Below are 10,105 nucleotides of genomic sequence, written 5' to 3'. Positions count from 1 at the left end.
ACTATGGCTTGACTCACACCTTGACAATATACAGATAGCCAGTCGGGAGAAATTACGCTATCATGAAAGTATACAGCTATCGGAACCGAATGAACTCTCTGGACGATGAAGGGGTTGTTGTATATGGCTCTGGGCAAACTGGCAAACTGCTCGCGGTGTGATGCTTTATTTGTACAAACAGTTCGTGATATTTGCCCCAAATGCTATCAACAGGTGGAGCAGGAGTATGACAAATGCGCCCGTTTTTTGCGCAAGCGTGAAAATCGCGGAGCAACGATTCATCAGGTAAGCGAAGCCACAGGGGTGAGCGTGAAGCAAATTACGAAGTTTATCAAGGAAGGGCGTATTTCAATAGAGGGCAACCCGAACCTTGGTTATCCGTGCGAAGTTTGCGGGATATTGATCCGCGTTGGTAACGTATGTGACAACTGCTTGAAGGGCTTGAAGCATGAAATATCGCAGCAGCTCGAATTGGACCAGCGTCTGGAGGAGGACGCACGTGCGCGTCAGGCGGGAGCGATCGCCTATCAAAGAAAGAAGAATCATGACGAATAGTTTTGCGCAAAAAAACTAATCGTCCATCAGGAAATTGCCGATGATACTACTAAGAGGTATCATCGGTTTTTCTGTTGGCGGGGATGTGTTCCTGCAAGAAATGTCCGGTGGTTTGAGAGGATGGGAATCAGATGCGGATTAATGAACCGAACCGTGTCGGGATGATTAATGCTTACAACAAGACGGCCAACAACCAGGTAGGCAAAAGCCAAAAAATCCCGATGGGCAAGGATGAGGTCAACATTTCCACGGAAGCGCTGGAAATGCAGCGGCAAATCGAGGATGCAAACGCGCCACAGCGCCGCGAAAAGGTAGAGCAGTTGAAAAAGCAAGTCGAGGAAGGCACATATCACGTCCCGAGCGAGCGGATTGCCGATAAACTGCTGTCTTTTTGGAAAAAGCGATAAACCAGTTCTCTAGGGAAGACGAGGAGAAACGTGAACATGGATAGACTCTACGATCTGCTCGACAACTTGATCCAGTTGCACAAAGCCTTGTACACCCTGGCCAGCCAGAAAAAAGATGTGCTGGTGAAGGGAAAAGTAGATGAGCTGGTGGCGATTACCCGCCAGGAACAAAAGCTAATCAAGGGCGTCACAGCAGCAGAAGCAGCCCGCCAAAGTCTGGTGCAGGAACTGACCGAAAAGAAAGGCTTTGCGCTTCAGGAAGGTACACTGGCTGAATTAATCAAGTTGACGACCAGTGCGGAAGAGAAGACGCGGCTTGCGTCCTATCGAAACGAGCTTGTGCGGATTGTCACCGAACTGCGTGAGGCAAATGAGTTGAATCAGCAGTTGCTGGAGCAATCCCTTTCTTTTGTAAACATGACACTCGACCTGATTACGGACGCGCCGGAGGACGACTTTATTTACGGGCACCCGAACACGGACACGTACCGCCAGGCGAGCCGAACTTTTTTTAACAAAAAAGCGTAAAGAGGTGCTGACATGCGCTCGACTTTTCATGGAATCGAAGTAAGCAAACGCGGCCTGTTCGCACAGCAGTCCGCATTGAATACGACCGGACACAACATTGCCAATGCGAATACGGAAGGGTATACGCGGCAGCGGGTCAATATGCAGGCGACGACGGGGCTGCCGTATGTCGGGCTGCAAGCGGCTGTCGAGCCAGGGTTGCTCGGAACAGGTGTACAGGCTACCAGCATTCAGCGCCTGCGGGAAGAGTTTCTGGATATTCAATATCGCAATGAGCACAAACGCCAGGGATATTGGGATGCACGCCTGGAAACACTGGAAAAGCTGGAAGGAATCATGAATGAGCCTTCCGAAACAGGGCTGCAAAAAGTCATGGACCAGATGTGGCAAGCTTGGCAGGACTTGGCCAAAGACCCTACGGATACATCTGCACGCGCTGTTGTTCGTGAACGCAGCAAAGCGGTTGCGGACACGTTTAACACATTGACGAACCATATCAAAGAAGTGCAAAGCGATTTGGACAACGTAGTGAATGTGAAGGCGATGGAGATCAACTCCCTTGGTCAGCAGATCGCCAGCCTGAACAGTCAGATTGCCAACATCGTACCGCATGGCTACCAGCCGAATGATTTGTACGACCAGCGCGATGTTCTCCTGGACAAGCTCTCCAAGCTGGTCGACATTCAAGTGACGCCAGCCACGGCAGGTATGGTGAATGTAACGATTGAAGGGCGCCAATTTGTCAACGGTGCCACATCCCAGCCGGTAGTCGCCCAGCAAAATCCAGTCACAGGCTTGAGCGATCTCACTCTGGGCGGAGCCGCTTTTGTCCCGACGAGCGGATATTTGGCAGGCACTTTGGAATCCCGCGACCAAATTGTACCGAATTTGCTAAAACGGCTGGATGTTCTGGCAGTAAACTTGACGAAGGAAATCAATGACCTGCACAGGACAGGCCGAAGCTTGACTGACATCAATAACGGGACGGTACAGGATCTGCCGTTCTTTGTGGATGCAAACGCTCTGGCCACGAATGCCGCCACCAAGGATTACCCGAAAAGCGCATCGGCGATTGTCGTTAATCCCGCGATTATGATGAGTCTGGATGCAATCGCTGCGGCTAAACCGGAAGCGACCTCTACGCCGGTCGGCAACAACGAAAACGCGCAGGCCATTGCGTCGATCAAATTCAAGGTTCTGCCTGCCGGAACAGGTCCAACCGATCTGGCTGAAAGCTCAACTTTGGATAACTACTATCGCTATACGATCAGCCAATTGGGTGTGGACGCCCAGGAGGCTACCCGTAACCAGCTGAACTCGGAAATGCTTGTCGGCACCGTAGACAACCAGCGACAATCCGTATCTGGTGTATCTATCGACGATGAAATGGCTGAGATGGTGAAGTACCAGCATGCGTACAGCGCATCTGCGCGCGTCATGACAAGCATGGACGAAATTTTGGACAAAGTCATCAACGGCATGGGCCGAGTTGGCCTCTAGTAGGAGGGAGTAGTACATGGCGGTACGTGTAACGCAGAACATGTTGAATAGCAATATGCTGCGAAATTTGCATAATTCCATGCGCAATATGGACAAACTGCAGCAACAGCTTTCTTCCGGAAGCAAAATTGCAAAGCCATCCGATGATCCGGTCGTCGCTGCGCGCGGGATGTTTTATCGGTCTTCGTTGATGGAGAATGAGCAGTATAAGCGAAATGTAGACGAAGTGAAGTCGTGGATGGATATGACGGATAGTACGTTGGATGAAGTCGGGAATGTAATGAAGCGCCTTAAGGAGTTGCTTATCTATTCGGGTGACGGGGCAATTTCACCTGCTGACTTGCAATCAATGTCCTCCGAAGTGCAGGAATTGAAAGCTCATTTAGGGACATTGGCGAATCAGCAAATAAATGGGAAATATATTTTTGCCGGCACAGATACAAATAAAGCACCTTATGATCCTTCTGCCAATGGTGGCAAAGGTGATTTCGTTAACACAAACAGTTCGCCTATTAATTTGGAAGTGAGTCAAAACGTTTTTGTAACCTCAAACATTAACGCACAAAACGTGTTTAATTTCCCTGACAATGCAAATAATATTTTCAAACTGTTGGACAATATCATTACAGAGTTGAGTAATGGCAACAGTGCTTCGCAATTTATCGCGGATATGGATCAGCAATATGACAATTTGCTGGCAGAACGCGCTTCCCTTGGGGCAAGTGTAAACCGTGTGGAACTGATCGCGGAGCGTTTAAATGCGCAAGAGGTGAATATTACAGGGTTAATGTCCAAGAATGAAGATGCGGATATGGCCAAAGTGATGACAGATTTAAAGACACAGGAAAGTGTTCACATGGCTGCTTTAGGTTCCGGTGCTCGAATTATTCAGCCAACTTTGTTGGATTTCCTTCGCTAGGTAAAAAATGAAGGGGAGTAGCAAATGCAAATTCCTAAAATCTGGATGGAGAGCCAGTTTGCTCAGTTAGGGCTACAAATAAATAAGCCAGTCCAAGAAATCAAACAGCCAAAAGCAGAACTGAACTTGCGGCAAGTACCTGCTAGTCTTTCAATAGAACAAGCCAGAACGACATTGCATATTGATTCAAGCCAGGCTCGAGCCAACATTGGTATTATGACTTCCACGCAGTTCAGTGAGAGCTGTGCAGCCTATGGTAAGGAGAAGGCGATGCAAGCAATTGCTGAGAAGAACCAAGAGGGTGACAGGCTTATGCGAATCTATACGAAAGAGAATGCAATCGCATCAATAGGCAGAGAAAAAGGGTTGCGAGCGCTGGAGGGTGGATATACTCCTCCAGCGGCTTCAGCAGATGAAGGCGTAGATGTAAGTATTGAATTCAAGCCGGCTGAGATTAACGTGCAGCGAAACGGGATGAAAATGGATCCTGTACTAAATCCTCCCCAGTTATCCTATACACCCGGTAAAGTAGAGCCGTATATGATACAATATAATAGCTTGAAGATAGAGGTTGTAGGCGGTCAACTGGATCAAATGATGTGAGCGAGGGGAAAACATGAGCGTAAAGCAACAAGTGGAATTGGGCAAGCTCTTTTTTGAGGATGGCATCCCTGGGTTCTCCCATTTGCAGTTTTTTCAGTTGATGCAGGAGGAAGAGAGTCCATTTTTTTTGATTCAGTCAACGGAAGAGTGGGAAGTCGGATTTTGGGTGATAGATCCGTTTTCCTTTTTTCCGGACTACAAATTTGAGTTGCCCGGCTTTGTAAAAGATGCTTTACGTATTGACACAGAAGCTGAGGTAGCGGTATTTTCAATTGTCACCATTCGCGGAAATAGCCATATAACTGTAAATCTAAAGGCGCCGCTCGTCGTCAATCTCTCCAATCGCATGGCAAGACAGGTTATCTTACAGGAAGACAGTTACTCTATACGTCAGCCGTTGTTTGAACAACAAGCTGCTGATCGAAAGTAGGTGGTGTTTGGATGCTGGTTCTTTCTCGCAAGAAAAACGAATCGATCATGATCGGAAGCACCATCGAAATTAAAGTAATAGCGGTTGAGGGAGATCAGGTCAAAATCGGGATTGAGGCACCACGTAATTTGGATGTGCATCGCAAGGAAATTTTTGATGCTATCCAGGAAGAAAATCGGCTGGCGACTCTGAATCAGAGGGATTGGGGAGCGTTAAAACAAATTTTTCAGAATAAGACAGACTAGTAGTAATACAAAAGGGGCATCTCAAAGTCGGATATGACTTTTGAGATAGCCCCTTTTCTTGTGCAACTAGTTTTTCAGGAATATCGCCATTCCAGCAATCGAAGTGAATTCTTTCTGTTGTAGATAATCATAGGCAAATTTCAGGTATGATTGGCTATGTTCTATCGTTTTTGCAAACCCTTGAATCAAGGAGATGACGTGGTCCAAGTTAAGATCAGATTTGTAGGAACCAGCGATCCCGATTAAATGCATCTTGATCAAGCTGTAGTGAAGAGCTAGCATTACATAATTGTCCAGGAGACTGAAGTTTATTCCGTAAAAAGGGAAGAGATTTTTGTATACATAGTTAACCAAATAGTTTTCGAGAATATAAGAATGTTGATCCATAAATGGCTTATAGTACATGTCGTGTGCATGTTGATATCTTGATGCAAGTGTTTCAATGTCGTCGCTATCCGTATAATTTATGCCTGCGAGGAATGTTTCAAAGTTGTTTAAATATCGGTTATTGGCTTTTCCTGCATAAACGCGTGCGTCGATTAGCTCTTTTAATAATTTGATTTGCGCAGATGCTTCAACAGGGATTTGCGCAAGCGATTGGCGTAACGAGCCGGATTGAATAAGCTTTTTGTAGTTTTCAATTAAGATTGGAGTCTCAGCGGCTTTTCCGGATGAGACTAGTTCCTGCAAATTGTGATAGAAGAGCCCGAGTAATAAAAGGCGCTCTGTTATATCGTAAGTTCGATTTTGGATAAGACCGATAGAGAAGATGCGTAAATCCCAAAAGTAAAATTCAATTTGGTGAGCGGCATAGTTATTGGGTGTATGTTGGGCATAATAACTATGCCTGTGGTTTTTGGGAAGCGTAATTTCGAAAAACTCCATAGGATCCGGGTTAAGCAAAGCCAGTCTGGCAGCTTCAGGACACGACAGGGTGGCGCACATTTCCAAATTGCCGTTAACTATATTGGTTACCCGAGGATATGTAGCACACGTTTTGGAGAGGTAGTCTTCTCCGGCCTTTAGCTGAATTTCGCAAAGATTCTCAGCAGAGAGCATGGGGCATCGGCGACAATCATCCATTTCCATTGATATTTTTGCATAATTGCTATCTGTTGGGTTTTTCCTGTTTCTCGTTACGATTTTATCTAACTTTTTGGCAAGTGAAGGATCAGATAGCTTTTTATATTTTTTGTAGGTTGCTTTATCTATCGTTACCATCCATCCAGCACAACAAGTGTCTTCACATTCAGAACCTATACATTGGAATTTATCCATATAGGTAGGGACCAGAATAATCGGGTTGGTTTGAGCCATGTTGCGGCCTCCTTTTTAAGTCTACTTTTATATGAATCGGTATTTCTGGCTGAGTGCATAAGATTCTGAGGAAAAAATAAAAAAGTGAGTAAAAACTACTAAACCTAATCAACCGGACGTCCGATATATTTAGTGTAGGGCGAGCTGCAAGCGCGCGGTTGCAGTTTGTCCAACGTATTAAGCAACAGTCACAGGGACGTGACTGTACAACTCAAGGAGGAAATGTACATGATTATCCAACACAATATGTCCGCAATGAACACTCACCGTCAACTGGGAATTAACGGTAACAACCTGTCGAAAAACGTTGAAAAACTGTCTTCCGGTTACCGTATCAACCGTGCTGCTGACGATGCTGCAGGTCTCTCCATTTCCGAGCGTATGCGCGCACAAATCCGTGGTATGGAACAAGCTTCCCGCAACTCCCAAGATGGTATCTCCCTGATCCAAGTTGCTGAGGGTGCACTGCAAACTGTAAACAACATGCTCGTTCGTATTAAAGAACTGGCTACTCAAGCTGCAAACGGAACTTACGATGACGCTGCTGACCGCGCTCGTCTGGACGAAGAGCTGAAAGAGCTGTCCAAAGAGGTTACTAACATTAAAGACAACACCAAATTCAACGGAATTACACTGCTGAACGGTAGCAAATCTGTTGACATCCAAATCGGTCAAGAAGCAGGTCAAAAATTGACTTTGGCAAAAGACAAATTCTCCATTGCTAAAGTTGATACTGCAATCAAAGCTTGGGAGCTTACTACTGCAGCTAAAGCTTCCACAGTACTGGGCAGCATTGATACTGTAATCAACCTGGTAAGTGCTGCGCGTTCCTACTTGGGTGCTAACCAAAACCGTTTGGAAAACACTATCAACAACCTGAACATCACTGCTGAGAACCTGACTGCAGCTGAATCCCGTATTCGTGACGTGGATATGGCGAAAGAACAAATGCAGTTCACTAAGAATAACATTCTTACTCAAGCTTCTCAAGCAATGTTGGCACAAGCTAACCAATTGCCACAAGGTGTTCTGCAACTTCTCCGCTAATCGTACGAAAAAGGCATGGATATCCTTTCGGATGTCCATGCCTTTTTTTTATTTCCATGTTTATCATATAAACGTGAGAAATTGATTAGCCGATACTAGTAAAGAACAATGCTGAGGGGGCAGGATGAGATGAGACTGTATGCAGCGGGACAAGAGTACGCTATCGAAAATAAAGCTGATATAGCAGTTACAATCATGAATATTGTTGAGCAAATTGTAAAGGAACAATCGTTGGTGTTTTGCGGTTTTCAAATAGATGGGGAAGAGTTTTATGGTGACTTGGCTGAATTTTTTATGGAGAGAGGAACATCCATTGAGTCTGTTGTTGCCATTTTGTTGACTGAAGATCAATTGAAACAGGATACATTGATTTCCATTGAAAGTTACATACGTAATGCATTGCCTATTCTCGACAAGCTGTATAATGATTTTTACAATGGTCCTTCTGAAGAAACGTGGAATGATCTGGGGCAACTTGTTGAGGGCTTGGAATGGATCAGCAAGGCTGCAGAATTTACAGATTCACGTGAGCTTTTGGATTATCGCGAAGAGGCTGGTAATATAGGAATAGCAGTCTCCCAGCAAGATACGGGGCTAATTGGAGACATTATTCAATTTGAAATCATTCCGCGTTTTGAAAAGGCACGAGATACTTTGGTTGCCATGGTTGGGGGAGTTCACGTTGATATTAACTGAAAACATACAGGTGCTAAAAACTTATTTTCCTGATGTATGGCAGCAGGTTTTAGAGAAAACAGAAAATGAGGAACAAATACGTCTGGAGACAGCCAAAACGCAGGTACCAACGTTGGCTGTCCATGTTGAGACAGGTTGGAATTATATCCACAGTAAATACGATCCGGTTGCTGAAGCGGAAAGGTTTGTCAGTTCGTTTCAAGAAGTAGAACCTAATCAACACGTTTTATTTTATGGGGTAGGTTTAGGTTACCATATTGAGGAGTTTTTAAAGAGGAACCCCGAAGTCAGTTTTTCAATTTATGAACCTAACATCTCGATTTTTAGAAAATTTTTAGCTTGTTTTGATTTGAACAAGTGGCAACCCAATAAAAAATTATTGCATGTAATGACTGAAAACGGCAGCGAAGATCTAAGGGTAAATTTGCGTAAGTTTACGCATTTCTTAGATAAAGAGGTCAAGACTGTTATTTTGAGTAGTTATGATCGAATATATAGGGAACAGACTCAGAAGTTTGTTGAAGAATTTCGGGAATCCATCTATGAAAACAAAGAAATCATTGCTACTCGCCTGATATTCTCTAAGCGTGAGGCAGTCAATGGGTTTAAAAATCTCCCGTATATGCTGAAATCGCCAAATATTTTACATGGGCATAAAGGCATTTTCAAGAATAAGCCTGCAATTATTGTAGCAGCTGGTCCTTCTCTCAATGATGAGTATGAAAATCTGAAAAAAATAAAAAAAGAAGGTTTAGCCTACATCTTTTCGGTTGGGTCTGCTGTTAACTCGCTTATTTCAAATGGTATTTATCCAGATGCTGCGTTTTCCTATGATGGTAGTGTCATGAATGCCAAAGTTTTTGAGAAAATCGTAGAGGAGAATATTACAGATATTCCGCTGATTTTCGGTTCAACTATTGGATATGAAACAGTAGAAAACTATCCTGGAAAACTGATTAGCTTTTTCGTCAAAAACGATTCTATCGTTGATTTTCTGATAAAACCCAAAAATGACGAGCAAGTCTTGGTAACGGAACGATTAACAACCATTTCAAGCATAGCTATGAGCGTGCTACACCAAATCGGATGCTCTCCTATTATTCTCGTTGGTCAAAATCTGGGCTACCGCGGGGACGAATACTATGCTAATGGTATTTCGTATATCGATACCAAAACTACGCAAGAACAAAAGGAAACAGCAAGACAAGTTAAAGACGTCTATGGAAATACGATACTCAGCAGTCGTGGGCATACTGAAATGCGACTGGAAATGGAGAAGTTTATTCAATCTATCCAGCCTGTTACCATTTTAAATGCGACCAAGGGTGGAGCGCATATTGAGGGCACTGAATTTATCCCGCTTGAACGCATTATGTCAGAACAACTGCAAAGACAAGACAAAATTAACGGTGATTGGTTAACAGAATTAGAGGATGTGCTGGAAGTTGACCAAGACTATTTGAAACGGCAATATCGGATATTAAACCAGTCTTGTCAAGAACTTGGAAAAATATTCAGACGTTTTACTGATTTGTTGGATGAAATGTCAAGCTATGTTACAACCAAGAATGAACTTCAATTGGAAAATACGTTTAACAAATTCGACAAGTTATTTGATCGACTGCAGCAAAATGTGTTCAACCTCCTTATCATTCAACGAATGAATAGTTTGGGATTTGCAATCGTCATGAAGGTGTTCGAGCAAGTACGTTATCATACAGGACCAATTGAAAAGGCGGAGAAAGTAGTGAATCAGTTCTCCAAATATCTTGAGAGCTGCAAGAATGACCTGGAGGTAATGAAAGAATTTCTCAAAGAGGCTCAGGAGCGTATTTGGGATGTAGAAAGCATTTCTTAA

At 44.1% G+C, this 10,105-nt stretch carries 12 protein-coding genes; 11 read left to right on the top strand and 1 reads right to left on the bottom strand.

The annotated features are described in order from the left end of the window. Positions 1 to 123 precede the first annotated feature (123 nt). The 8 genes from EDM57_RS18830 (at position 124) to csrA (ending at position 5,187) form a co-directional block, all read left to right on the top strand. The gene (locus EDM57_RS18830) at positions 124 to 555 is read left to right on the top strand and encodes a TIGR03826 family flagellar region protein (RefSeq protein ID WP_122906236.1); all 432 of its coding nucleotides are present in this window, start codon (positions 124 to 126) and stop codon (positions 553 to 555) included. A 131-nt stretch (positions 556 to 686) separates the two neighbouring features. After that, positions 687 to 962 (top strand): flagellar biosynthesis anti-sigma factor FlgM, encoded by a 276-nt coding sequence (gene flgM / locus EDM57_RS18825; protein WP_122906235.1) that lies wholly within the window; start codon positions 687 to 689, stop codon positions 960 to 962. Between the two features lie 36 nt (positions 963 to 998). Further along, positions 999 to 1,490 carry a flagellar protein FlgN gene (locus EDM57_RS18820; RefSeq protein WP_122906234.1) on the top strand — a complete coding sequence of 164 codons (492 nt, stop codon included), beginning with the start codon at positions 999 to 1,001 and terminating at the stop codon, positions 1,488 to 1,490. A 12-nt stretch (positions 1,491 to 1,502) separates the two neighbouring features. After that, positions 1,503 to 2,990, top strand: coding sequence for a flagellar hook-associated protein FlgK (gene flgK / locus EDM57_RS18815; RefSeq protein ID WP_122906233.1), 1,488 nt, complete (start codon positions 1,503 to 1,505; stop codon positions 2,988 to 2,990). A 16-nt stretch (positions 2,991 to 3,006) separates the two neighbouring features. Next, positions 3,007 to 3,909 carry a flagellar hook-associated protein FlgL gene (gene flgL / locus EDM57_RS18810; protein ID WP_122906232.1) on the top strand — a complete coding sequence of 301 codons (903 nt, stop codon included), beginning with the start codon at positions 3,007 to 3,009 and terminating at the stop codon, positions 3,907 to 3,909. A 24-nt stretch (positions 3,910 to 3,933) separates the two neighbouring features. Beyond that, positions 3,934 to 4,512 (top strand): DUF6470 family protein, encoded by a 579-nt coding sequence (locus EDM57_RS18805; RefSeq protein WP_122906231.1) that lies wholly within the window; start codon positions 3,934 to 3,936, stop codon positions 4,510 to 4,512. A 13-nt stretch (positions 4,513 to 4,525) separates the two neighbouring features. After that, on the top strand, positions 4,526 to 4,942 hold the full coding sequence (fliW, locus tag EDM57_RS18800) for a flagellar assembly protein FliW (protein WP_122906230.1): 417 nt from the start codon (positions 4,526 to 4,528) through the stop codon (positions 4,940 to 4,942). Positions 4,943 to 4,953: 11 nt separating this feature from the next. Then, a complete protein-coding gene (gene csrA, locus EDM57_RS18795) occupies positions 4,954 to 5,187 on the top strand; it encodes a carbon storage regulator CsrA (RefSeq protein WP_122906229.1) in 234 nt (77 codons plus the stop codon). Between the two features lie 66 nt (positions 5,188 to 5,253). On the opposite strand, the gene fliB is transcribed toward csrA, so the two are convergent. Beyond that, positions 5,254 to 6,504, bottom strand: a complete 1,251-nt coding sequence (gene fliB / locus EDM57_RS18790; RefSeq protein WP_122906228.1) for a flagellin lysine-N-methylase — start codon at positions 6,502 to 6,504, stop codon at positions 5,254 to 5,256. A 228-nt stretch (positions 6,505 to 6,732) separates the two neighbouring features. On the opposite strand from fliB, the gene EDM57_RS18785 reads away from it, so the two are divergent. From EDM57_RS18785 to EDM57_RS18775, 3 genes are all read left to right on the top strand, one after another. After that, complete coding sequence (locus EDM57_RS18785) at positions 6,733 to 7,551, top strand: flagellin N-terminal helical domain-containing protein (protein WP_122906227.1); 819 nt, start codon at positions 6,733 to 6,735, stop codon at positions 7,549 to 7,551. Between the two features lie 129 nt (positions 7,552 to 7,680). After that, on the top strand, positions 7,681 to 8,247 hold the full coding sequence (locus EDM57_RS18780; protein WP_122906226.1) for a hypothetical protein: 567 nt from the start codon (positions 7,681 to 7,683) through the stop codon (positions 8,245 to 8,247). After that, positions 8,234 to 10,105 carry a motility associated factor glycosyltransferase family protein gene (locus tag EDM57_RS18775; RefSeq protein ID WP_122906225.1) on the top strand — a complete coding sequence of 624 codons (1,872 nt, stop codon included), beginning with the start codon at positions 8,234 to 8,236 and terminating at the stop codon, positions 10,103 to 10,105. The genes EDM57_RS18780 and EDM57_RS18775 overlap by 14 nt, the downstream gene beginning before the upstream one ends.

It is taken from the genome of Brevibacillus gelatini, assembly GCF_003710935.1.
GTDB lineage: Bacteria > Bacillota > Bacilli > Brevibacillales > Brevibacillaceae > Brevibacillus > Brevibacillus gelatini.
The sequence above is the reverse complement of the archived record's forward strand: the minus strand, read 5'-3'. Positions and strand labels throughout refer to the sequence as shown.